20 protein-coding genes, 1 pseudogene and 1 CRISPR repeat array are annotated in these 22824 nt (G+C 66.1%); of the genes and pseudogenes, 3 read left to right on the top strand and 18 right to left on the bottom strand.

Features of this window, described 5'->3' with window-relative positions:
• The first annotated feature begins 190 nt into the window (after positions 1-190).
• Complete coding sequence (locus tag Q0O97_RS03545) at positions 191-763, top strand: GNAT family protein (RefSeq protein WP_294924939.1); 573 nt, start codon at positions 191-193, stop codon at positions 761-763.
• A gap of 7 nt (positions 764-770) precedes the next feature.
• Here Q0O97_RS03545 and Q0O97_RS03540 read toward each other — a convergent pair whose 3' ends face one another.
• From Q0O97_RS03540 to Q0O97_RS03500, 9 genes are all read right to left on the bottom strand, one after another.
• Positions 771-1829, bottom strand: coding sequence for an AbrB family transcriptional regulator (locus Q0O97_RS03540; protein ID WP_294924936.1), 1059 nt, complete (start codon positions 1827-1829; stop codon positions 771-773).
• A gap of 347 nt (positions 1830-2176) precedes the next feature.
• Complete coding sequence (locus tag Q0O97_RS03535; protein ID WP_294924932.1) at positions 2177-2926, bottom strand: transporter substrate-binding domain-containing protein; 750 nt, start codon at positions 2924-2926, stop codon at positions 2177-2179.
• A gap of 10 nt (positions 2927-2936) precedes the next feature.
• The gene (otnC, locus tag Q0O97_RS03530; RefSeq protein WP_294924929.1) at positions 2937-3575 is read right to left on the bottom strand and encodes a 3-oxo-tetronate 4-phosphate decarboxylase; all 639 of its coding nucleotides are present in this window, start codon (positions 3573-3575) and stop codon (positions 2937-2939) included.
• Positions 3572-4825, bottom strand: coding sequence for a 3-oxo-tetronate kinase (otnK, locus tag Q0O97_RS03525; protein ID WP_294924926.1), 1254 nt, complete (start codon positions 4823-4825; stop codon positions 3572-3574). Before otnK ends, otnC begins: the two co-directional genes overlap by 4 nt.
• Positions 4826-4852: 27 nt before the next feature.
• Positions 4853-5509: an aspartate/glutamate racemase family protein gene (locus tag Q0O97_RS03520; protein ID WP_294924923.1), complete on the bottom strand. Its 657-nt coding sequence runs from the start codon at positions 5507-5509 to the stop codon at positions 4853-4855.
• Between the two features lie 26 nt (positions 5510-5535).
• Positions 5536-6612 carry an ABC transporter ATP-binding protein gene (locus Q0O97_RS03515; protein WP_294924920.1) on the bottom strand — a complete coding sequence of 359 codons (1077 nt, stop codon included), beginning with the start codon at positions 6610-6612 and terminating at the stop codon, positions 5536-5538.
• On the bottom strand, positions 6605-8359 hold the full coding sequence (locus Q0O97_RS03510; protein WP_294924917.1) for an iron ABC transporter permease: 1755 nt from the start codon (positions 8357-8359) through the stop codon (positions 6605-6607). Before Q0O97_RS03510 ends, Q0O97_RS03515 begins: the two co-directional genes overlap by 8 nt.
• 61 nt (positions 8360-8420) lie before the next feature.
• Complete coding sequence (locus tag Q0O97_RS03505) at positions 8421-9512, bottom strand: ABC transporter substrate-binding protein (protein WP_294924914.1); 1092 nt, start codon at positions 9510-9512, stop codon at positions 8421-8423.
• A gap of 130 nt (positions 9513-9642) precedes the next feature.
• Positions 9643-10725, bottom strand: coding sequence for an isocitrate/isopropylmalate dehydrogenase family protein (locus Q0O97_RS03500; protein ID WP_294924911.1), 1083 nt, complete (start codon positions 10723-10725; stop codon positions 9643-9645).
• A gap of 148 nt (positions 10726-10873) precedes the next feature.
• On the opposite strand from Q0O97_RS03500, the gene Q0O97_RS03495 reads away from it, so the two are divergent.
• Positions 10874-11827 (top strand): GntR family transcriptional regulator, encoded by a 954-nt coding sequence (locus Q0O97_RS03495; protein ID WP_294924908.1) that lies wholly within the window; start codon positions 10874-10876, stop codon positions 11825-11827.
• A gap of 155 nt (positions 11828-11982) precedes the next feature.
• Positions 11983-13168: a CRISPR direct-repeat array (repeat unit 33 nt; unit sequence GTTTCGATCCGCGCCCCCGTGAGGGGGCGACAC).
• Between the two features lie 465 nt (positions 13169-13633).
• On the opposite strand, the pseudogene Q0O97_RS17460 reads toward Q0O97_RS03495, so the two are convergent.
• Positions 13634-14719 (bottom strand): annotated as a pseudogene (locus Q0O97_RS17460) (CRISPR-associated endonuclease Cas3''); the annotation flags it as partial.
• Between the two features lie 518 nt (positions 14720-15237).
• A complete protein-coding gene (gene nudC / locus Q0O97_RS03480) occupies positions 15238-16179 on the bottom strand; it encodes an NAD(+) diphosphatase (protein WP_294924900.1) in 942 nt (313 codons plus the stop codon).
• A gap of 126 nt (positions 16180-16305) precedes the next feature.
• On the opposite strand from nudC, the gene Q0O97_RS03475 reads away from it, so the two are divergent.
• On the top strand, positions 16306-17196 hold the full coding sequence (locus tag Q0O97_RS03475; protein WP_294924899.1) for a 5'-methylthioadenosine/S-adenosylhomocysteine nucleosidase: 891 nt from the start codon (positions 16306-16308) through the stop codon (positions 17194-17196).
• Positions 17197-17264: 68 nt separating this feature from the next.
• Here Q0O97_RS03475 and Q0O97_RS03470 read toward each other — a convergent pair whose 3' ends face one another.
• From Q0O97_RS03470 to Q0O97_RS03440, 7 genes are all read right to left on the bottom strand, one after another.
• Positions 17265-18263, bottom strand: coding sequence for a leucine-rich repeat domain-containing protein (locus Q0O97_RS03470; RefSeq protein WP_294924898.1), 999 nt, complete (start codon positions 18261-18263; stop codon positions 17265-17267).
• 168 nt (positions 18264-18431) lie between these two features.
• Positions 18432-20012: a GMC family oxidoreductase gene (locus Q0O97_RS03465; protein WP_294924897.1), complete on the bottom strand. Its 1581-nt coding sequence runs from the start codon at positions 20010-20012 to the stop codon at positions 18432-18434.
• A 12-nt stretch (positions 20013-20024) separates the two neighbouring features.
• A complete protein-coding gene (locus Q0O97_RS03460; RefSeq protein ID WP_294924896.1) occupies positions 20025-20567 on the bottom strand; it encodes a Twin-arginine translocation pathway signal in 543 nt (180 codons plus the stop codon).
• 48 nt (positions 20568-20615) lie between these two features.
• Positions 20616-21011 (bottom strand): VOC family protein, encoded by a 396-nt coding sequence (locus Q0O97_RS03455; RefSeq protein ID WP_294924895.1) that lies wholly within the window; start codon positions 21009-21011, stop codon positions 20616-20618.
• 107 nt (positions 21012-21118) lie between these two features.
• Positions 21119-21433: a ribbon-helix-helix domain-containing protein gene (locus Q0O97_RS03450; protein ID WP_294924894.1), complete on the bottom strand. Its 315-nt coding sequence runs from the start codon at positions 21431-21433 to the stop codon at positions 21119-21121.
• Between the two features lie 174 nt (positions 21434-21607).
• The gene (locus Q0O97_RS03445; protein WP_294924893.1) at positions 21608-22330 is read right to left on the bottom strand and encodes an RES family NAD+ phosphorylase; all 723 of its coding nucleotides are present in this window, start codon (positions 22328-22330) and stop codon (positions 21608-21610) included.
• On the bottom strand, positions 22300-22710 hold the full coding sequence (locus Q0O97_RS03440; protein ID WP_294924891.1) for an MbcA/ParS/Xre antitoxin family protein: 411 nt from the start codon (positions 22708-22710) through the stop codon (positions 22300-22302). The genes Q0O97_RS03445 and Q0O97_RS03440 overlap by 31 nt, the downstream gene beginning before the upstream one ends.
• Between the last annotated feature and the right edge of the window lie 114 nt (positions 22711-22824).

The following is a 22824-nucleotide window of genomic DNA, read 5'->3' as shown; positions in this document are numbered from 1 at the left end:
CGGTTTCGATGCTACGAAGGAACGGCAGGGGACCGCAACATCCGCGGCGGGCTGGCGGGCGGGTCCGCTTCGGAATGCCGATCTATCTTTTCGGATTTCGGCCTGCGCGGGGCAGCGGGCCGGACAGCGGCGATTTGCCCGGCAGGGTCCGGTTCTGATAGAAACGAAGGACATGGAAACGGAGGCATGAATGAGCAACCCGGACGACACCACCGGCGCAGCGGCCAGCCGGAACTTCCTGGCCGTCCTGCCGGTCTCGGACGGCACGGTGACGATCAGGGCCATGTCGGACGCCGATGCGGCGGGTTATGCCGCCGGGACGGGCGACGACATGGTCAGGCGCTTCGCCCATCTGCCGCTGGTCGAATACACGCCGCAGATCGTTCGCGACATGATCCGGGGCGCGATTGCAGACGGGTTGCGCGACGGCGTGCTGGCGGTGCTGACCATCGCGGATGCGGGTTCGGATGCGTTCATGGGCAGCCTGGTGTTCTTCGACATCCAGCCCGAGGATGCCGAGATCGGCTATTGGGTCGCCCCGCAGCATCGCGGCAACAAGGTCTCGGGACGCGCGCTGGTGCTGGCTTTGGGGATGGCGCGCAGGCTGGGGCTGAAACGGCTTCGCGCCCGGACGGTTCTGGAAAACCCCGCCTCTGCGCGGGTTCTGCTGGGCGCCGGATTCGAACAGGTGGGCGATGCCCGACCGCAGCTCGTTCCCTCGGGCAAGACGGAAATGAGCGTGGACTACCTGGCCCGGACCTGAAGCCCGCTCAGGGATCGCGGGTCCTTTCCCTGCGGGCGAAGCGGCGCGCCACCACGGGCGCGCCGAGGATGACCAGCACCACCCGCGTCAGATGGTGGATGATGACAAAGCCCAGATCGGCACCGGCGATGATGGCCAGCATCGACATCTCGGCCTGACCGCCGGGCGCAAAGGCCAGAAACGCTTCGACCGGCGGGGCGATGCCGGTCAGCGTGACGGTTTCGGTCACCAGCGCGGCCAGCGCCGCAAGGATCAGCACGAATGCCGCACCGCCCGCCACCGTGTCGCGCAATTCGCGCAGGGTGACGCCCACATAGCTGACCCCGATGCCCAGACCGATGAAGAATTGCGCAGCCCACATCGCTTCACGCGGCGGGCGCAGGTGCAAGGCTCCGGTCAGCGAAAGCGCCGCCGCGACGATCAGCGGGCCAAGGATCGCCGCGCCGAAAAGCCCGATCCGCTCGGCCCCTTTCCAGCCCAGAAGGGCGGCGGCCAGCATCAGCGCAAGCTCACCGCCCGGCAGGCCGGCCGCGGGCGGCCCGACCGGGTTCGACAGGCTGACACCGTAGAACCTGACGAGGATCACGGGCGCGACCACCATGATGACCATCAGCCGGGTGACGTGGACCAGCGAAAGCTGGCGCGGGTTCGCCCCGGCCTCTTGCCCGAAGACGATCATGTCGGCAGCCCCGCCCGGCATCGCGGCATAAAAGGCGGTAACCGGATCGAAGCCGCAGACCCGCCGGAAGAAGGGCACCCCGACAAGCCCGATGACCGCGATATAAAGCGGAATGATCGCGACCGAGGCCAGCATCGACGGCAGCCGCTCGACCACCGCCGGGGTGATCGAGGCGCCGACCGCGACCCCCAGCACCGTCCGCGCCGCCACCGAGACCCGCCCCGGTCCGGCCAGCCGCACGCCCAGAAGCGCGGCGATCAGGCAGGCCGCCATCGGACCGAACAGGAAGGGCAGCGGCAGGCCGAACATCAGGAAGGCCGCGACACCCGCAACGCCCAACAACAGCGTGAACGCCTTGCGACCGACCGGCTGCAACCCCGCCCGCATATCGGATCAGCCCTGGCCTACCGCCGCAGGGCGCATCACCCTCGGCGGGCTGGCCAGGAAGGGCGCGGCACACCCGCGCCGGAACCCTGCGGAAGCGCGAAAGGCCTTGATACGGCGCGATTTCACCGGCAGTCGTCGGGCCTTCGGGGAAAGGCACAGGCCTGCCCCGGCAGCCGGGAAATGGGGCCGGGCCGGGCGGGCGGCATCGACGGGGCCGGGCGGGCGTATTTCGGCGACCTCATCGTTCCTGCATGGCCTTGGGCGGCAAGGCCCGAGGGCCGGGCCGGAAACCCGTTTCCGCATATCGCCGTGCCCGGCGTCGATGCCGCGCCTCTTGTCCGTGGCGCTCATGCAGGCGAATTCGCGGATGTCTGGTCCGGGGTTTCCGGGATGACCGCATCCGCCATGCCATGCCGGCGGAAGCTGCCCGCTACCGTGCCCTCGGCCTTCATCCGCGCGATCAGCTCGCTGGCGGCGGCAAGCGCCTCGGGGCGGCCCTTGGGGATGGCGACTGCGGTCTGGGCAATATGGAAGTTGCCTTGGGTGATGCGCGTGCCGGGCAGGCGCCGCAGCAGGTCGTCAAGCGCCAGGCGGCCAAGGGCCAGCGCGTCGCAATCCCCGGCCTCGAACGCCGCGACCGCCTCGGGCAGGGTCGCCGCGCCCGTGACCTGCGCCCCGGCCGCCGCCTTCCGGGCCGAGCGGATCGTCGCGGTCCCGTCCACGCCCATGATCGTGACACCGGCGCGATGCAGGTCCCCGGCCCGGACAAAGGGGCTGTCCGCGCGCACCAGATAGCTGCTTTCCCCGACATGGTAGGCCGGGCCGAAATCGACCACCTCGCGCCGCGCATCGTCGACGGGGGCAAAGGACAGGTCCCAGATCCCGTCATTTGCGGTGGCGATGATCCGGGCGGAACTGGACAGTTGCACCAGCCGCACCGGCAGGCCGGTGATCTCGCCGATGCGGCGGGCCAGATCGACGGTGACGCCCTCGGGTTCGGCGCCGCCTTCCGGGATGCGGGTCCAGACGGCGGATTTGGTCGGTCCCACGGCAATCGCGACGCGGATTTCCCCGGTCGGGGCCAGAACGTCGAACATCTCGCTTCTCCTATCGCATGGCGGCATAACGGGCCTTCAACGCCTTGATATCCGAATCCTTCAACAGCCGCACCCCCCGGCCCGCCAGCAGGATGGCAAGCTTTGCGGTTTCCTCAAGCTCTTCGGCGGCATGAACCGCAGAACGCAGGTCCCGGCCCGAAACGACCGGGCCGTGATTGGCCAGCAGCACCGCGGCATGCCGTCCCTCCAGCCCCCGGATCAGATCGCCCGAGACCGGATCGCCCGGCATGACATAGGGCAGCAGCGGCACGCGGCCCACGCGCATCACCACATAGGGGGTCAGCGGCGGGATCGCATCCTGCGGGTCCACATCGTCGAGGCAGGACAGCGCCGTCGCGCAGGTCGAATGCAGATGCACCACCGCGCCGGTGTCGGGGCGGGTCTCGTAGAAGGCGCGGTGCAGGAACACCTCTTTCGAGGGCTTGTCGCCACCGACATGGTTCCAGTTCCGGTCCAGCCGCGAGATGCGGTCGGCGTCGAGAAAGCCCAGGCAGGAATTCGTCGGCGTCATCAGCCAGCCGTCCGGCACCGCCACGCTGATATTGCCCGCCGAACCGACCGAAAAGCCGCGGTCGTAAAGCGAGCGCGACAGGCGGACCAGTTCCTCGCGCAGTTCGTCTTGGGTCATGGTTCGCCTTTCATCACGTCCAATGCGCGGACGAAGAAATCCTCGCCCCCGAAGTTGCCCGATTTCAGCGCCAGCGACAGGCCGTCCGCCGAGATCAGGACCGGCACGCCCGGCGCGATCTCGGGACCGATCCCGAGCGCGCCGATGCCCAGTGCCGAGACCACCGCACCCGAGGTCTCGCCCCCCGCGACGACCAGCCGCCCGACGCCCGCCGCGACCAGCCGGCGCGCCACATCGCCGAAAAGCGCATCGAGCCGGGCGGCCACCGCCTCGCGCCCGTGGCGTGCCTGCATCGCCGCCACCTGCGCGGGATCGCCCGAGGAAAAGGCAAGGGGCGCCGCGCCAAGGCGATCCAGCAGGAAAGCGGCGACTTCGCCGGCACCCAGGCGATCCTGCATCACCGCCTCGACCTCGATCTCCAGCACCGGATGAGTGCGCCGGTGCGCCTCGATCTGGCGGCGCGTCATGCCCGAGCAGCTTCCGGCAAGGATCGCGCCCGGCCCCTCGTTCACCAGGTGCTGCGCCACATCGCCCTGACCCGCACCGGGGAAGTTGCGCGCAAGGCCAAGCGCGATACCCGACCCGCCGGTGACCAGCCGTGCCCCGGCGACGGCCCGGCCGATCGCCATCAGGTCGCCATCGTCGATGGCATCGACCACGGCCAGCGTGGCGCCGCTGTCGGCCAGTGCCCGCCGGATCGCATCTGCGCCCTGCCGCACGACCGGCGCAGGCACCAGCCCGACCGGCCCCGGCACCTGATGGGACAGCCAACGGCGGATATCCGGGTCGGTCATCGGCGTCAGCGGGTGGTCCTGCATCCCGCTTTCGCTGAGCAGGCGGTCATGGACGAACAGGTGCCCCTGACAGATCGTCCGCCCCATCGTCGGAAAGGCCGGGCAGACGACCACGCCGCCCGCATCCAGCCGCTCGGCCAGCGCCTGCGCCACCGGGCCGATATTGCCTTCCCGCGTGGAATCGAAGGTCGAGCAATATTTGAACACGATCTGCCGGCAGCCCTGCGCCAGCAGCCAGTCCAGCGCGGCCAGCGAATCCCGCACCGCCTCGGGCGCAGGGATCGAGCGGCTTTTCAGCGACACCACCCCGGCCTCGACGCCGGGATCGGCGAGCCGGTCGGGAATGCCCATATATTGCACCACACGCAGGCCGGGGCTGTCCGCATGCCCCCTGGCCAGCGTATTGGCGATGTCGCTCGCCCCGGTAAAATCGTCCGCGATCACCCCGATGAGCATGGCTTCCCCCTTTGTTCTTGCGCGGGCCTATTCGTCCAGCATCGCCTTCAGCTTCGCGACCGCCGCCGGGGGGCTGGCAAAGACGGGGGTCTCCGTCACCGCCTGCACCGCGTCCAGCGCATTGGCCGTCGAAAAATGCGCCAGCGTGATCGCGTCGAAACCCGTCAGGCCCTGTGCGGCCTCGGCCACCAGCCGGTTGTGGGTGGCGATATCACCCGCCCTGATCGCCTCGATGGCGCCGGGGGCCGGGATCGGGGTCAGGCTGGCGCCGGGGTTCAGCCGTGCGGCCTCGGCCCGGAATTCTGCCTCCATCGAGGCGGCGGCGGGCGGGAACGTATAGATCATCGCGACGCGCCCGCCCGCGCGGATGGCGGCCTGGAACATCGCCTCGTTGGGTTTCAGCACCGGCACCGGGCTGGCCTCTGCCGCCGCCTCGATGGCGCTGCCGAAGGCCGAGCAGGTGAACAGCACCGCCCGCGCCCCGGTGCTGGCGCCGTAGCGGGCAAGCGCCCCGATCCGCTGGGCGATGGCGGGGGTCAACGTATCGCTGGCGGCCCGGTCGGGCGCGAGGCTGTAATCCATGATGTCGATCGGCGCGGCCTGCGGCCAGCCGCGCGCGAAGGCGGCATGAATCGGATCGACGGCGACGGGGGTGGCATGGATCAGGGCAATGCGGGTGGTCATGGCGGGGTCCTTGGAAAGCGCCGAAGTCAGGCGGCCTGTCCGGGAAACACCCAGACATGTTCGGGCGGGATATCGGCATAGACGCGACCGGCCGGCAGGCTGTGCGCTCCGTGGGCCTTCAGCGCGAAATCGCCGCGCCGCAGCCTGTATTCCCAGCGGTCGCCCAGATAGAGGCTGTCGTCAAGCTGCATCTCGATCCGGCCCGCACCGGGTTCGGGAAGAACGCGGACCCGTTCGACCCGGATCACCGCCTGCGCATCCGCGCCCGGCGCAAGTCCCGCCGGATCGCGCACCGCGCCGTTCAACTGCCAGCCGTCGCCACCCAGCAGGACCTCGTTTCCGTTCAGCGTCAGCACCTTGCCGCGCGCGATATTGTTCGCGCCAAGGAAATCCGCCGCATAGAAGCTGGTCGGGTTGGTGTAGATGTCATGCGGGGAACCGTCCTGCACGATGCGGCCATTTTCCAACAGCAGGATGTGATCGGCCGCCGCCAGCGCCTCGGTCTGGTCATGGGTCACAAGGATGGCGCAGATCTCCAGGTCCAGGATCAGCTTGCGGATCCAGTAACGCGCCTCTTCGCGCAGCTTGGCGTCGAGGTTCGACAGCGGCTCGTCCAGCAGCAGCACGCGCGGCTCATAGACCAGCGCCCGGCAGATCGCGACCCGCTGCTGCTGCCCGCCCGACAACTGGCTGGGATAGCGGTCAGCCAGATGGCCAAGGCCAAGACGGTCCAGAATATGCTGGATGCGCTTGCCCGTCTCGGCGGCGTTGACGCCGCGCAGCTTCAGGCCGTAGCCCACGTTTTCCTTGACGGTGCGGTGCGGCCACAGCGCATAGGACTGGAACACCAGCCCGATATTGCGCTGTTCGGGCGGCAACTGGATGCGTTTTTCGCTGTCCAGCGCCACCTTGTCGCCGATCCTGATATGGCCGATCTCGGGCTGTTCCAGCCCCGCGATGCAGCGCAAGAGCGTGGTCTTGCCCGAACCCGAGGCACCCAGCAGCGCCATGATCGATCCGCGCTCGGCGCTCAGCGAGGCGCCTTTCAGGATCTGAAGGCCGCCCAGCCATTTCTGGACATTTTCGACGATGAGTTCAGTCATGGATTTTCGCTCCCAGTCGAAGGGCAAGGGTCAGGCCGGCGGCGGTCATGATGATCGAGATGAAGGCCAGCGCGGCAATCGTATCCATCGCCCCGGTTTGCAGCAGGGTTACCATCAGCGAGCCGATCACCTCGGTCCCCGCACCCATCAGGTAGACGCCGGTGGCGTAGTCGCGCAGGAAGATGATCATGATCAGCGCCCATGCGCCGGCCAGGCCGGGGCGCACAATGGGAATGACCACGTCGCGCCAGGTGCGCCCGATGGTAGCGCCGGTGGTGCGGGCGGATTCCTCAAGCTCGGGTGCGACCTGAATCAGCGTCCCCTGCAGCAGCCGCAGACCATAGGACAGGCCGACGATCATATAGGCCACGAACAGCGCGATCAGCGTCGGCCGCAGCGGGGTCAGGAAGGGCACGAACAGGAACACCCAGAAGAAGGCCAGGCCGACCACCAGCCCCGGCAGCGCGCGCGGCAGCAGTACGATATAGTCCAGCACCGTGTTGCTATGGCCGGTGTTGCGATGCCCGGCAAGGCCGATCAGCAGATAGAGGAACACCGCCGCAGCCCCGCCCAGGACGCTGAGCAGCAGCGTGTTCACGATCCCCCGGCTGAGGCTGGGCACGCTGAGCATCCGGTCGAAATTGGCCAGCGTCAGGTGATCCCACAGGTTGATGCCCTGCCCCCAGGCGCTGACGAAGGCGCGCACGGTGATGCCGCCGATGGGCAGGATGACCGACACGAACAGCCAGAAGCCGATGATCGACAGCGCGATGGCCTGTCCCCGCGCGCCCAGCTTCAGCGGAGTCGCGCGCGCGCCCTTGCCCCCAAGCGCGGCGTAGCGGCGGCTGTTGCGCAGCAGGCGGCGCTGGAAGAAGACAAGCGGCAGCGTGATCAGGATCAGCACCACCGCGACCACCGCCATCAGCTGATAGGTCGGCACGCCGAACAGCGTCGTCAGCTTGTAGATATAGGTGGTCAGCACCAGGATCCCGTTCGGATCGCCCAGCACCAGCGGAATGCCGAAGGTCTCGAAGCCCAAGAGCAGGTTCAGCGCGGCAGCAAAGATCAGCGCCGGCAGCACCATCGGCAGGGTGACATCGCGCGAGACCTGCCAGATGCTGGCCCCGACCGTGCGCGCGGCCTCTTCCAGGTCCGAGGGCAGGTTGCGCATCGCCGCCGAGACATAGAGATAGACATGCGGCACATGGCTGAGACCGGCGATCAGGATGATGCCGGGCAGCGAATAGAGGTTCCACGGCACGAAGCCCAGGACGCTGCGCATCCACATCGACACGAAGCCCGATGGCCCGACCGAGACGGTATAGCCGAAGGCCAGCACGATGGACGAGATGAACATCGGCACCAGCACCAGGATTTCCAGCGTCCGCTTCAGCCGGATATCGGTCCGGGTCAGCAGGAAGGCCAGCAACCCGCCCAGCGGAACCGCGATCGCGACCATGCCGAACGCAAAGACGGTGGTGGTCCACAGTGCTTCCCAGAACATCGGGTCGGTCAGCACATAGCCATAGGCGCTGAGGCCGAGCGTCGAACGGGGACTGAAGAACGGTCCGTCCAGAAAGCTCTGATAGATGATCAGACCTACCGGCGCCATGACGGCGATGGCCAGAAGGGCGATGGTGATGGCGCGATACAGGCGGGCATCGCCCCGGTGGCGGATCTTCGGCGGCGGGGTGGGAATGCCGTCCCCCGGCCCTGCCCGCCCGGCAGGAATGGAATTGGCGTTCATGTCGTTACTCGTCCTGCAAGGGTGGGTGCCGCAGGCGCATGGCCGCGACACCCGCCGCGGATCATTTGATGGCGGCGTTCCATTCGCGGAAGAACTCCACGCGCTTCTGCGGGGCCATGTAGTTCAGCAGTTCCTCGCTGACCGGGATCGGCCTGAGATTGCCGCCGACCCGTTCGCCAAGGGATTCGATATCCAGCCCTTCGCTCACGTCGTTGCGAACCGAGGGCAGCCCACCCGCCGCCAGCGCCGACTGGCCTTGCTGCGAAAGCATGAAGTCGATCAGCAGCCTGCCCGCCTCGGGGTGCGGTGCGCCCTTGGTCAGCAGCGCAAGGCGCGAGAAGGCGGCGGTGTAGTCGTCGCCGAAGGCCACGCCGAGGTTCGGGCTGTCCTCGACCCATTCCAGCGCGTAAGAGCCGATGATGTTGATCGCCATCACGTTTTCGCCCGACACCACGGTTTCGCGCATCGAGCCGGAACTGGAATAGGTGCGCACATCGACCGCGCCCATCGCCTTGGCCAGGTCCCAGAAATCGTCGGTCTGCTCGACGTCGTTGGTATGATGCAGAAAGCCGGTGCCGCTCTTTTCCGGGTCGAAGGACGCAACCTTGCCGCGCAGCGCATCCTGATTGTCGTTGAGATAGGCGATCAGGTCGGCGCGGCTCCGCGGGAATTCGTCTTCGGAAATCGCGCCGGTGTTGTAGATGATCCCGATCGGCTCGACCGTGGTGGCATAGATCTGGTCGTTGTAGACCGCCCAATCCGGCAGGTTGCCCACCTCGGGCGAGGCGTAGGTCTCGGCATAGCCTTCGGCGGCCAGCACCACCTGAAGGTCCATCGCCGAACTCCAGACGATATCCGCGCTCATCTGGTTCGCGGCGGCCTCGGAAATCGCGCGGTTATAGGCGCCGTTGGTGCCGAGGTCGTTATATTCGATCTGGATGCCGTATTTCTGGGTGAAGGCATCCAGCATCGCCTGCGCCTGGGCCATGTCGGTCGAGGTATAGATCACCACCCTGCCCTGCGCCTTGGCGGCCTCGACCAGTTGGGCGTAATCCTCGGGATAGCCGTCGGGGATATCCTGCGCCCACCCTGCCCCGGCTGCCAGGGCCAGGGCGCAACTGGTGATCGCGAACGCGCGTCTTGTGAGTTTCATCGTCATTCCTCCCTGAATTTCGACAAGCGGCACGGGCTTGCGGCGCGGCCTGCCGTCGCCCTTTCGGAACGGAAGCCGTTCCGCCTTGCCCTCGCGAAGCCTTCCTCCCTGCTCCGCGAGGGTTGTTCGCTCAGACCCCGGAAGAGGCCGCCGGACGCGCCACCTCGGCCGCGACCAGCGCACCGAAGGCGTCCGTCCCGACCGAACCGCCCAGATCGCGGGTGCGGTTTTCGGGCTTTTCCAGCACCGCATCCACGGCGCGGTCGATTTCCGCGCCCGCCTTCATCAACGCCTCGTCGCCATTGCGTTCGCCCAGCCAGCTCAGCATCATCGCGACCGACAGGATCAGCGAACAGGGATTGGCGATGTTCTGGCCCTGGATATCGGGCGCCGATCCGTGCTGAGCCTGCGCACAGACCCGCCCGGTTTCGGCATTGGCGTTGATAGAACCCGCCAGCCCCAGGCTGCCCGACAGTTCCGACGCCAGGTCCGACAGGATGTCCGAATAGAAATTCGTCGAGACGATCACGTCGTAGCGCGACGGATCGCGCACCAGATGCGCCGCCATCGCGTCGATGATGACCTCGTTCAGTTCGACCTCGGGGAAATCCTCGTGGACCTTGCGCACCCAGTCCATGAAGAAGCCGTCGGTGATGATGAAGTTGTTGGCCTTGTGGACCGCCGTCACCTTCCTGCCTCGCCGCATGGCCAGCTTGAACGCCTCGCGCGCGATCCGCTCGCAGCCCTTCGAGGTCAGCTTGCGGATCGACAGCGCCACGTCCTCGGTCGGCATGAACTCACCCAGGCCCTTGAACATGTTGCGGTCGGGATAAAAGCCCTCGGTCGCCTCGCGCATGATGACCAGGTCCATCTTCTTGCCGGGCAGGAAGGGCCGGGTCCGCGCGGGCCGGATATTGGCATAGAGGTCCAGCCGCACCCGGAAGCCGCCCGAGACGTTCGGCCCGCCCTGGTCGCGCGGCGGATAGTCCATATGCGATTGCGGGCCAAGGATGATCCCGTCATAGGTTTTGGCTTTTTCGATCACCTCGTCGCGCAGGGTCGTGCCGTATTTCTCAAGGCTGGGGAAACCGACATCCTCATGATCGCTTTGGATCCCCAATCCGAAACGGGCATTGGCCGCTTCGAGAACCTCCATTGTAGCCTTGGTAATCTCAGGCCCGATGCCGTCGCACGGCAAGACGAGGAAACGCATCCATCTTCTCCCTTCTGCCGCCTGTCGAATCATGGCGGCTGCGGTCAAGATTGGCTTTGCTTAGCCATAAAAGCAATCATAATTTTGGATTTGTCGTGCATGAAATTCATCTGTATCCTGTCTGAAGGAAAAACGTCGGCAGGCAGGGATGCGAGACGCAGCAGAAGACAGCCGACCCCCGGCGGCGACGCCCCTGGTTCTCAGCCTGGCCGGGCGCATCCGGGACGACATCCTCGGCAAGAACCTGCCGGTGGGAACGAAGCTGGTCACGCAGGGCCTGGCAGATCAGTTCGGGGTTTCCCGTTCGCCCGTGCGCGAGGCGCTGGCGCTGCTTTGCCGGCAGAAGATCATCAAGCAGATCCCCAATCGCGGCTTTTTCACCTGCGCGGCCCCGCAAGAGGTCCTGAAGGCCAGCGACCCCCTGCCCCGCGAGGCGAACCGGGCCTATTATTCGCTGGCCGACGACTGGATCGACGACCGGATCGAGGCCGATGTCACCGAACAGATGCTGCGTGAACGCTATGGGCTGACCCGCACACAGGTGCTGGACATCCTGATGCGCGCCTCGCGCGAGGGTTGGGCCGAGCGCAAACAGGGTTATGGCTGGCGCCTGCTGCCGGTCGCCAAGACGCCCGAGGCGTTCGAGCAGATCTATCGCTTCCGCATGATCGTCGAGCCTGCGGGAATGCTGGAACCCGGCTTCCGGCTGGACCGCGGGATCCTGTCCGAACAGCGCCGCATACAAGAGCGGATGCTGGAAACCGATATCGCCAGCCTTCCCGCCGAGCGGCTGCTGGAAAACGGCTCGCTCTTCCACGAGGAACTGCTGCGCATGTCCGGCAACCCCTTCCTGCACATGTCGCTGGTGCGCATCAACCGCATGCGGCGCCTGCTGGAATACCGCGCCAATGTCGATCGCAGCAGGCTGCGCATCCAATGTTCGGACCATTTGCAAATCCTGGACGCGCTTGACCGCAACGAGGTGCTTGAAGCGTCCTACCTGATGCGAAGGCACCTGGGCGGCGCGCTGGAAAGGAAATCCCCCCTGCGCTGGACCCCGGCCGGCTGGGCCGCAACCGGACCACAGCCATCGCCCCGCTAGCGACCACGCATCGGATCCCCAATCCTGCGCCCGTTCCTGCGCAGGCCACAGCGGCACCCCGCGCGTGGGATCGGTCATGACGGGGTGACAGCCTCGATCTGAGCTGTCGTAAAGGTCGGGAATGCGTGCTCGGGTTTCGGAAGGGGGTCACCGACCAGTTGATCCACGCCTCCGTGAGGGGGCGACTGGTGACCTCGCGGTTGAAGCGTTCGGCATGGTGGTTTCGATCCACGCCCCCGTGAGGGGGCGACGTCCGCAGGTGCGTGATTGTCCGAACATGGTCCTGTTTCGATCCGCGCCCCCGTGAGGGGGCGACACACCGGCGCCCTCGCGGCGGCGCAGCAGTCCGGCGTTTCGATCCGCGCCCCCGTGAGGGGGCGACACGGCAGAAAGGACCTGCAATGACAGATATCATCAAGGTTTCGATCCGCGCCCCCGTGAGGGGGCGACACGACCTGCTCGCACATGGTCAGATCGCCCGCCCGTTCGTTTCGATCCGCGCCCCCGTGAGGGGGCGACACACGACCTCTATGGGCTGGAGCAAATCGCCAGCGCGGTTTCGATCCGCGCCCCCGTGAGGGGGCGACACGGGGGCAACCCTGCCAGCCACAACAACGCCACAGGTTTCGATCCGCGCCCCCGTGAGGGGGCGACACGACACCGCCCGCGCTGATCTGGCCAATGCGACCAAGGGTTTCGATCCGCGCCCCCGTGAGGGGGCGACACCCGGAATGACGATCAATCGGTAGCACAGCCACAGCGTTTCGATCCGCGCCCCCGTGAGGGGGCGACACGCGCGGGCGCGACACACCCGGATCGCGGATCTCGTAGTTTCGATCCGCGCCCCCGTGAGGGGGCGACACCTGCGGATTTGGTCGATTACAACCCCTCGGCGCGCGTTTCGATCCGCGCCCCCGTGAGGGGGCGACACTTCCGCCGCCGGTCAGGCGGTCCCGATTGACTTCGCAGTTTCGATCCGCGCCCCCGTGAGGGGGCGACACCCTCGCCCTTGGGCTGGCAGAAGGTGGGAAGGGGCTTGTTTCGATCCGCGCCCCCGTGAGGGGGCGACACATGGCGGCATCATCCGGTCCTGCGGGTCAGTGTGGGTTTCGATCCGCGCCCCCGTGAGGGGGCGACACAGGTCGGACGAGAGGTGCCTGGACTCATTCCGAAAGTTTCGATCCGCGCCCCCGTGAGGGGGCGACACCCGGCCTTGATCTGGTGGCCTTCGATGGGGCGGTGTTTCGATCCGCGCCCCCGTGAGGGGGCGACACTCTCCGTACGCACCTCAGTGATGCGAATGACATGGTTTCGATCCGCGCCCCCGTGCACGCAACTGTCCAGGCCCGCCTCGGCACGCCAGCCCCTGGGGAAGGACAGGTCCACGCCCGCCTCGATCAGGCTGGTGGCGATCAGGCGGCAGGGTGCGCCGGATTTGAGCCGGGCGCGGATATCGTCCAGAATGGCGCGGCGATGCACCGGATATTGCCGCGTGGTCAGGTGGATCAGCCCATCCAGCCCGGCGGCCTTCGCGGCATTGAACAGCTCCAGTGCATGGGCGCGGCTGTTGACGATGACCATGCCCTGCGGCGTGTCGCGCAAGGCACCGATCAGCGCATCGTCGTCCATCTCGCCGCCCTGCACGATCCGGGCGCGGCGCAGTTCCAGGGCCAGCCGTGCCGGACCCGGGGCCAGTTCGCGACCCTCCAGCGGCAGACCCTGCTTCAGCTGGCGGCTGTCGAAGGCGGGTTGGGTGGCTGTGCAAAGCACCACGGAACAGCCGTAATGCGCGCAAAGCGTGTCGATCATCCGCAGGGCGGGCATCAGCAGCTTGCGCGGCAGGGCCTGCGCCTCGTCCAGAACGATCACCGAACCGGCGATATTGTGCAGCTTGCGGCAGCGCGAGGGGCGCGCGGCGAACAGGCTTTCGAAGAATTGCACATTGGTCGTCACCACTAGCGGCGCGGCCCAGTCCTCCATCGCAAGGCGCAGCTTGTCCTTGCGCTCCGGCGCAGCCTTTTCGTCGTCGATGGCGGAATGATGCTCCAGCACTGCATCGCCGAAAAGGCCGCGGAAAATACCCGCAGTCTGATCTATGATAGATGTGTAGGGGATTGCATATATGATCCGGCGATGTCCGTAACGCGCCGCGTGATCCAGCGCGAAACCCAGCGAGGCCAGCGTCTTGCCGCCGCCGGTGGGCACTGTCAGGGTGAACAGCCCCGGCGGCATGGCCGCGCCTTGGCGGACATGGGCCAGGATGTCGGCGCGCAGGCGGTTAATTGGGCCTTCCCGGGAATACCCGGCCATATGCGCGTCAAAAATGCGCCGCCATTCCGGCAGCAGATCGGCCAACACGGGCCAGTCGCGATCCCGCTGCCGGCCCTCCAGCGCATCATAGAAGGCTTCGGTGTCGCGGAAATCAGCATCAACCAGGCAGGAAAACACCATGCGCGCGGCGACCGACAGATCGAAAGGGGCCGAGCCAGTGCGCATCAACGCAGCCAGTTCCCTGGCCACGGGCGTGAAATCAGGATCTGCCGCACCGGAAATCCGGGGTGCGATCGGGTCATGAAAGGCGTCAAGCCGGCGCTCCATGCTGCTGTCGGCGTTCCGGCGGTCGGGCAGGCCCGCGTGATGGCCCAGAATGGTGTAACCGATCAGTTCGGCGCAGGCACGCAAGCCCCGGGGCGCGCGGGCGTAAAGCAGCGCGGCCCCCGCTGTCGAGTGATCGACCCGGACATTCTCGCCGTTCAGGACGCGATCGAAGGCCGGGTCGTATTTGCCGAAATCGTGGAAAAGACCAGCCATATGCGCCGATGCCCGCAACCCCAGGGGCGCCGCGCGTTCCGCTGCCAATAAGGCCGTGTTTTCAAGATGATCGGGCAACATCTGCCAATCGCTCCGATCCATGCGAAGGCCGCTATGCGCGTAATATTCCACCATCATCATCCTTCCTTGCCCCGGCATTCTCGGCCGAGCATAGGTTCATGCAGCGAAAGCAACCAGCACTTTGGCGCACAGCGGCTTCCAACATGGGCGAAGGTTTTCATGGGCTTGAGATATCGGACGGGATCGCATCCAAAACCCGGCCTTTCCGGGATGAGCTATGGACATCGCGGTCGCCGGACCGAAATCGGCCAGCGCACGCCGGGCCGCCGAACCTCGGACAACCGCCTTCTGCCGGATGAAGCCCTGTGCAACACCTGCCCGGCCCGTCGCCAGTCGCGCCTGGCTGACGTGGCGCTGCTGAGTCCGAGACCGCCGGAATGTTCAGGCGGGAACCCGGCAAGGGATGCGCCAGGGGATCGGCATCCGGCTTGCGGCATTCGTGCGCTGCAACTGCGGGGCGGGGGCAGAGGTGATCCCGTCACCGGGGTGGAGCGGCGGTGGTCGCATGGCGGTATCTGTCAGTCGAATCCCGGCACGCGGTTCTCGACCCAGGCTTGCAGGATGGTCCGGGCGATGGCGCCGGGGCGGGCGGGGACGATCCGGTCGTTGCGGCCTTCCAGCGCCTCGGCGATCTCGGCCTTGCCGATCCAGATCGCGTCCTCCATCTCGTGCGGATCGACGGTGATCCGGCGCGATTCCGCCCGGCCCGCGCAGCCCAGCATCAGCGAAGCCGGAAACGGCCAGGGCTGCGAGGTCAGGTAGCGTACCGCGCCCACCCGGATACCGGATTCTTCCGAGACCTCGCGGCGGACGGCATCCTCGATGGTCTCGCCCGGCTCGATGAAACCGGCCAGCAGGGAATACATCCTCTCGGGCCAGGCCGCTTGCCTGCCCAGCAGAACCCGGTCGCCGTCCAGGACCAGCATGATGACCACCGGATCGACACGGGGGAAATGCTCGCGCCCGCAAGCCGCGCAGCGCGCGCGCCAGCCGCCGTGGCTGACCGCGTTCCGCCCGCCGCAACCGGCGCAGAACCGATGCGCCCGCCGCCATTCGAAGATGCCTTTCGCGGCGGCGGCGATCCCGGTCTCGGCATGGTCCATCTCGGCCATGACCGTGCGCAGCTCGATGAAGATGCGGCTGTCGGGCAGTTCGGCCGGGGTGTCGTCCGGCTGTGCGAGATGCGAGACATCAACGGCGAAATGCGCGATCCCGCCCGCGTCCAGGCCCAGGAACACCGCTGGTTCGGGTCCTTCGGCGATCAGCGGATCGGCAGAGGACAGCCAGGCCAGGCGCGGGCCCTGGGCACCCAGGTCGAACAGCGGCTGACCATGCCAGAAGGGCGAAACCCGGCTGGACGGATCGGCCAGCAGCCGCGCCATCGCGGCGGCATCGGCGCGCAGATGATCGGCCCGGTCCAGGTGGTTGCCCGCAAAGGTGATTTCGGATTCGCATATCATGGCGGCAAGCTGCACCGGGCCGCCGGGCTTGGCAAGGGCGGCGGCAGAGGGACCGCGGCCGCTTCGGCATTGCCAACGCGCCGTCAACCCATGAGAATGGCAGCCATCCATCCGCCGGAGATCCCCATGCGCTTTCACCTGACGCTTGCCGCCACCGCCTTGCTTGCCCTGCCCGTCCACGCCGACGAGACGCCGCGCGTCGCGGTCATCTCGGCCTTTGAACCGGAATGGATCGAATTGCAGCGGCAACTGACGGATCGCGCGGAAACCGAGATGAACGGAACGACATTCATCACCGGGCGCATCGCAGGCAAGGAGGTGGTGCTGTTCCTGTCCGGCGTCAGCATGGTCAACGCCGCGATGACGACGCAGATGGCGCTGGACCGTTTCGAGGTCCGCTCCATCCTGTTCTCGGGCATCGCGGGCGGTGTCGATCCCGCGCTGAACATCGGCGACGTCGTCGTGCCCGACCAATGGGGGCAGTATCTCGAATCGGTTTTCGCGCGCGAGGTCGATGGCCGGTTCGTGCCGCCCGGCTTCATCGAAACCAGCCTGCCCAACCACGGCATGATCTTTCCCCGCGCCGTCGGGGTCGCCCGCAGCGGCGGCGAAATCGAAAGCCGGTTCTGGTTCCCCGTCGATCCGGCCCTGCTCGGGGTAGCCGAACAGGTCGCCGCCGGCCTCAGCCTGAAGGATTGCGTCGAGGAAAACACCTGCCTGGGCACCGCGCCGCAAATCCATGTGGGCGGAAACGGGGTATCCGGGCAGGTCTTCATGGATAACGCCGAGTTCCGGGAATATACCTTCCAGACGTTCGAGGCGCGCGTGCTGGACATGGAATCCGCAGCCGTCGCCCATGTCGCCGACGCCAACGGCGTGCCCTTCATCGCCTTTCGTTCGCTGTCCGACCTTGCCGGCGGAGGAGAGGGCGAGAACGAGATGGGCACCTTCATGGCGCTGGCCTCGGCCAACTCTGCCGCCGTCGTCACCGCATTCCTGGCCGCATTGCCGGATTGATAGCCAGGGGCGCAAGCCGCACCCTGTTCAGCCCGGCCTGTCCGCGGCATGACCGGGCCGCCTTGCGTTCATGGGTTGATATCCACATGAACGCCACGGTCCTGCAACAGGCCGACCTGCTGCGACCGCGACAACGCGGCATCGATCACCAGGCTTTGCAAACCTTCGTGGTCCATGATGGGGGACAGGTCGCTGACATCCGTTCCGACGACGATCAGCGCCCTCAGGTTCGGGCTGTTTTTCAGAAACTCGATATTATCAAGGCCAAGGTTTCCAAGAACGGCAATTTCCAGGGATGGCAGGGAAAGGGTTTCCGGAACCGACTTCAACCCCGAACCGGAAATATCCATCCGCGTCAGGCTGGACATGCCGTCGAGGGCCGAAATATCGGAAAGCGCGCTACAGGTCACGGTCAGATCCGACAGCATCGGCGCGGATGCAATGGGCGAGATGTCGGTCAACTCCCTGCTACAGATATATACGGACTTCAGCTTCGGCAAATTGGCAAGCGGGCTTATATCCTCGATGGCCGAGGGCATGAAATAGACGCTTTCAAGGGAATCGACAGCCTGCAACGGGGTCAAATCGGAAAGTTTCGGATTTGACATGAGTATATCTTCAAGCGTTGTCAGCGTGGCAAGCGCAGACAGGTCGTCTACCCCTGCTCCGGGCGCCCTGATTTTCCGAATCGCCGGGTGATCGCGCAATGCTTCGAAATCGGAAACCGCAGTATCCGACATATGCAGCACCTCCAGCATCGGAAGCTGGCTGACAGCCGAGATATCAGTCACGCCGGTATAGGAAATATCCAGCAGCTTCAGATTGCCAAGGCCGCCAACCGGCGTCAGGTCGGTTATTTTCGTCGAATTGATCCTGAGTTCGGTCAATCCGGCCAGGTCCTCGATCCCATCCAGATTGTCCACGTCATAGGGATAGATGACCAATTCCGTGCAACCCCTATCCCGGCATTCCTGTATGGAGTTTGCGCGAATGGGTTTCGACCCTTCATCCGATATCGCCGGGCCGGTGGATAGCGCGAGAATGAAAACGGAAATGATCTTGCGCATATGTCCTGTCCTTTCATGAAACCTGCCGGCAGCGCCCGCTGCATAGACCATGACGAAGCCGCAGACCACAAGAAGCGCGGGCAAAGCGGCATGACAGGATGAGACCCCTATTCCCCGCAGCGCGTTCGGGCAGATCGCCGCTGCCCGAACCAGGGGCCGCCTCGGGGTTCAGAGCGTGCCCTTCTCCATTTCGGCGGCGATATGTTCGGCCTGCCGGATCGCCAGCGCGACGATGGTCAGGGTCGGGTTCTCGGCTGCCGAGGTGGTGAACACCGACCCGTCCGAGACGAACAGGTTCGCCACCTCATGCGCCTGGCCCCATTTGTTCACTACCCCGTCGCGCGGGTCCGCGGACATGCGGTTGGTGCCGAGGTTATGGGTCGAGGGATAGGGCGGCGTCGGCAGGATGCGCGTGGCCCCCGCAGCACGATAGATCCTTTCGCCCACGCGATAGGCATGGTCGCGCATGGCGATGTCGTTGGGGTGGTCGTCGTAATGGACATTCGGGGCGGGCAGGCCGTATTGGTCCTTCGCGCCCTGGCTCAGGGTGATGCGGTTGGTTTCCTGGGGCAGGTCCTCGCCCACGATCCACAGGCCCGCCATGTTCTCGTAGCTGTCCAGCGCCGAGGTGAACTCGCGCCCCCAACCGCCCGGATCCATGAAGGCCGCCATGAAGGGGATGCCCAGCGCGACGGTCTCCAGCTCATAGCCGCCGACGAAGCCCCGCTCGGGGTCGTGGCGGGCCTCGTCCTGGATGATCCCCGCCATCGTCGTGCCGCGCCACATGCGCACCGGCTGTTCAAAGATCGCAAAGACCGAGCCGGTCGTGTGCCGCATGTAGTTGCGCCCGACCTGCCCCGAACCGTTGGCCAGCCCGTTCGGAAACCGCTCGGAAGCCGAGGCCAGCAGAAGGCGCGGGCTTTCGATCGAGTTGCCTGCGACCGACACGATCCGCGCGCGCTGGAACCGCTCGGTCCCCTCGGCGTCGATATAGCGCACGCCGGTCACCTTGCCATCGTCGTCATGCTCGATCCGCGTGGCGTGGCAGCGTTCGCGCACCTCAAGGTTGCCGGTCGCCTCGCCGCGGGGAATGTCGGTATAGGCGGCCGACCATTTCGAACCCCATTTGCAGCCCTGGAAACAGAATCCCGTCTGCTGGCAGGCGGGCCGGTCGTCCTGATCGACCGAATTGATGGCCATATGCCCGGTCGAGACCTTTTCATAACCCTCGGCCTTCGCGCCCTTTTCCAGCACAAGATAGTTGGTATTGCCCGGCAGCCCCGGCCAGTCGTTTGTCCGGGTCACGCCCAGCTTTTTCTCGGCCAGATCGTAATACGGCTCCAGATCCGCCAGCGTGATCGGCCAGTCGAGCAGGTTGGCCCCCTCGACCGCGCCGTAATGGGACCGCGCGCGGAACTCGTGTTCCTGAAAGCGCAGCGAGGCCCCGGCCCAATGGATCGAGGTGCCGCCGACCGCCTTGACGATCCACGCGGGCAGGTTCGAGAAATCGCGCGCCACCCGCCAGTCGCCCGAGGTGGTGCGCATGTCGCCCCAGCTCAGTTGCGCGAAACTGTCCCATTCGTCGTTGATGTAATCCTCGGGCAGATAGCGCCCGCCCGCTTCCAGCGCGACGACCTTGACGCCGCGTTGCGCCAGTTCGTTGGCCAGCACCCCGCCACCCGATCCGGTGCCGACGATCACCACGACCGAAGCGTCGTCGAGGTCGAATTTTGCAACATTGTCAGCCATGACCCTATCCCCTTACAACCAGTCGATGTCGTCGAAACCACGGTGCAGATATCCGCCGTGACTGAAGCTTTCGCCCTCGTAGCCGAAGATGGGCCAGACCTCCTTCTGGTTATAAAGGCCCGTCACCAGCCCCGAGCGGACGGTCTGAAAGAACGGCGTGTGTTCGATCACGCGCAGCATCGCGACGCGGTCCTTTTCCCATCCGGCATCCAGGTAGCCATCGAAACCCTGCGCCTGTGCGACGGTGTTCAGCGCCGTCACGCCGTCCTCGATCATCCGGGCCTGTTCGGGGTCGTCATGGGGCTTGACCGCAAGCGCATAGTAACGGTCCGGGATACGGTCGTGGGGATAGATGTCACGGGCCATCCGGATCAGCACCGCCATGCTTTCAGGCTTCAGCGCCACGGTTTCGACGGCCCATGCCGCGTCCCTCGCCGCGACGAATCCGGTGCCGACGACCAGGCTTGCGCCGGCGGTCAGGGCGCGCGCCAACAGGCCGCGCCGGGTCAGCCCCCTGACCGCATGGCCAGAGGGGGTTGGTGTGGTGACAGTCATGTCTTCCTCCCTGAGTTGGTTGTCCCGCCCTCCCGGCGGGGTGCCTGCCTAGAGGTATCGGCCTGCGCGTTGCAGGACTTCGATCTCGTATCCGTCCGGGTCCCGGATGAAGAAGAACCGCGCGATCACCTCGCCGCCGGGGGCGAAATCGACCAGCTTGCGGGGCGCATAGCCCAGTTCGCCCAGCCGCCGGTGTTCGGCATCCACGTCATCCACCGAGACCGCCAGGTGGCCATAGCCGTTGCCCAGGTCATAGGGTTCCTCGCGGCCCTTGTTGACGGTCAGTTCCAGTTCAAAGCTGCTTTCCGCATTGGCCAGATAGATCAGCGAGAAGCTTTCGAAATCCAGCCGCTCGGCAATCTCCAGCCCGAAGGCCCGGCGGTAGAAATCAAGCGAGCGCGCCTCGTCCTTCACGCGGATCATCGAATGAATCATTTTGGCCATGAATGCGTCCCTTCCAGTCATTTCGACCAGTATCGACGCTTCGCGGGCCCTGGGGTAGCATCATGATGCTACCCGCCGGGTTTCCGGCGAAATGCTTCGCGAAAGGCTCAGACCGCGACGGCGACTTCCAGCGTGGCCCGGCGAAAGTCCTGCGCGCCCTGCCCCCGCGATTCCAGTTGAACAAGGCAGGCGCAACGCAGCAGCGAGGTGAAGTTGACCGGCTCACCGTGCAATTCAAGGACTTCGGATTGCAGGGTGGACAGAAAATCGGTCGTGGTCCGGCCTTCGCCCGCCGCGATCTCGTCCAGGATATCCCAGAACGCTTGTTCAAGCCGGATCGACGTGCTTTGGCCGTTCAGCCGCAGCTTGCGAATGACGGGCTGGTAACGGCGCGGATCCTGACGGGCAAATACTTCGCACATGACATGCCTCCAGAAGCAATACCGCCAATCTATCATGGCCCCCGAATGAACGTCCACTCATCCGAATTGGCAATATGGCGGGTGGCCGCCCGGGATGAGGCGCGAGAATTACCGTCGTCGGCAGATAGGGAAAGGCGATGACATGCCCGGAACCGGGCCGATCCGGGCGGATGGTCAGGTGACTTGCAGGATCTGGCCGGTATCGTGGCGCTTGACGAAATCGACCCGCTCGCCGTTCCAGTGATAGCAGAAATGCGCGCCCTGCACCGGGATGCCCACCACGTCGGGCCAGAACGCGCCGATGCATTGCCCGCCCGGCATCCGCACGCTGTTCCAGACCAGGCCGTCGCTGCCAGCCGCGCGAAGCGCCGCCCCCAGGGCCTGCGACGGCGCGTAATCCGCCGGGTGCAGGACGCCCGGCACCGCATTCACGTCGTGCAGATCCCGGTCGATGGAACCGATCAGGGCGCGGAAATCCGAAGTCCAGCCGGGCGCCTCCTCCGTTGCCGCCATGAATTTCGCATGGTGGTGGATGGTCTCGGCCAGGGCGACCTCTTCGCGGTCCCCGGCATAGTAGATGCCATAGCTGCCATCGCTGAAACGGCCCGGACGGGCAGTCGAGCAATGGACGAAAGGCGCCATGAGCAGGCTGGCGCCCGGCCCCCCGACCCGGCGCGCGGGGGGCACCTTGCCCAGATCGCCGACCTCGTTGCGGATGCGGGGGTTGGTCTTGGCCTCGACCGAGGCCAGCGCGTCCCAGTCGCGCGGGTCGGCGATGTCCTCGAACAGATCGACCGGCGGCCAGATCGAGCGGATGATGCGCCACGTCCGGTCCCAGGTCACCCGCCGCTTCACGGCAAGGCCGCTCACCATGCGCCGCGCTCGGCGTCCAGCCATTCCCGCATCAGCGCCAGGTCGGACAATTCGCCGCGCAGCATGATATCCAGCGCCGAGCTGCCGTCGAAAGCCGCATTGGGCTTGCGCACCCAAGCATAGCCGCGGGCGGGGTCCTTGAACAGATAGCGCAGCCCCTTGTGGATGCCCATCAGGTGCGCCATGCGCATGCGCAGGTCCCGGTCGATCCGGCCGATCCCGCCATCCTTCCAGCGCGCCCAAGTCCGGGCCGCCATGCCGCCCAGAAGGGTCCGCGCCTCGGCATCGGTCAGGTCCCAGGCGCGAAACAGGTTGACGGTCGCACGCGCCAGCGCCCCGGCCTCTGCGTCGGTGACGGGGCTGTCGATGCGGGTGGGGGTCGCGGCAATGGGTTGTAGCTGCATCTGCATCTCCTGCATTTGGCGTCAATATAGCAATTTTTTGCCAAATGGCAATAGATCGAGGCGCCGGGCTGCCCACGCTCCTGCGTGGCGGGGGCGGGTGCCGGATCGTCAAGG

The organism is uncultured Paracoccus sp., from assembly GCF_945915435.1.
Taxonomy (GTDB): domain Bacteria; phylum Pseudomonadota; class Alphaproteobacteria; order Rhodobacterales; family Rhodobacteraceae; genus Paracoccus.
This window is presented reverse-complemented; position numbering and strand designations above follow the sequence as displayed.